The sequence below is a fragment of the Blautia sp. AF14-40 genome (genome assembly GCF_003479665.1).
GTDB classification, from domain to species: Bacteria; Bacillota; Clostridia; order Lachnospirales; family Lachnospiraceae; genus Fusicatenibacter; species Fusicatenibacter saccharivorans.
In genome coordinates, this window is the sequence record NZ_QUHK01000087.1 from 1 (window position 1) to 1,269 (window position 1,269).

Annotated in this window: 1 protein-coding gene; it reads right to left on the bottom strand. The window is 51.5% G+C overall.

The genetic code is table 11. The features are described from left to right. A partial coding sequence (locus DWW13_RS18300; RefSeq protein ID WP_243026208.1) for a DNA topoisomerase occupies positions 1-1,269 on the bottom strand: 1,269 nt, incomplete at both ends.

Sequence of the window (1,269 nt, forward strand, 5' to 3'; positions counted from 1 at the left end):
AAGGCTGCCCTGTATCTTCGGTCAATCTCTTTCCACCCGTCGGACAGCACCGTTTTTCCCCTTGCGATAAAAGACTGTCCGGCACATTCAAAAACTGCTGTAACCGCTTCAAAGGTATACGGTGCAGCGGTCGCCATGAGCAGACGCGCCCCGGCAAGGGTAAGGATATTCCTTTCGCTTTCCGGCAGCGCGGCAAGGTCAGTCTTTGCAAGCTCCATAGTCGGGATAATGGCATGGTGGTCTGATACCTTTTTACTGTTCAGCACCTTTCCAAGCTCCGGCGTGAAGTCTTTTCCCGCCATAAAAGAAAACTTTCCGGAAAGCAGCTTGATAATGCCCGCCGCTGTGTCGCCCATGTCGTCGGTCAGAAATGCGCTGTCGGTTCTCGGATAAGTAAGCAAACGCTTTTCATACAGGGCTTGTGCAAGGTCAAGGGTCTGCTTTGCGGTATAACCGAACAGGCGGTTTGCTTCCCTCTGTAAAGAAGTAAGGTCAAAGAGCTTCGGCGGGGCTGCGGTCTTTTTCTCTTTCACAAGGGAAGTGCAGGCTGCCCACGACGCTTCGCAAGCAGCTTTCAGCCTGTCAGCTTCGGAACGGTTAGACAGTTTTTCACTTGCAGCTTCCGCTCCGGATAAGGCAAGGCGCACATGGTAGTATTTTTCTTTCTTGAAAGAGGTAATCGCTGCGTCTCGGTCAACAAGCATTTTTAAGGTCGGGGTCTGTACGCGCCCCACGTTCAAGGTATGATTGTAAAGGACAGAGAAAAGGCGGGTGGCATTGATACCGATTAACCAGTCAGCCTTTGCCCTGCATAATGCGGAAGCAAAGAGCGCGTCGTATTCTTCGCCGTTCTTCAGACGGGAAAAGCCCTCTTTGATTGCGCTGTCCTCCATAGAGGAAATCCAAAGGCGGCGCATAGGTTTCTTGCAGTCCGTCATTTCATAAACAAAGCGGAAAATGAGTTCTCCCTCACGCCCTGCGTCGCAGGCATTGACGACTTCGGAAACGTCTGCCCGGTGCATAAGCTCCTTTAAGGTCTTGAATTGCTTTTCCTTGTCAGCCGAAACGGTGTACTTCCATTCCTGCGGCAAAATCGGTAAGCTGTCATAGCTCCACTTTTTATACTGCTCCCCGTAGGCGGCAGCTTCGGAAAGCCCTACCAAATGTCCCACGCACCAAGAAACGATATAGCCGCTTCCTGTGAGAAATCCGTCTTTCTTTTCCTTTGCCCCAAGTACGGCAGCGATTGTCTGTGCCACACTGGGCTTT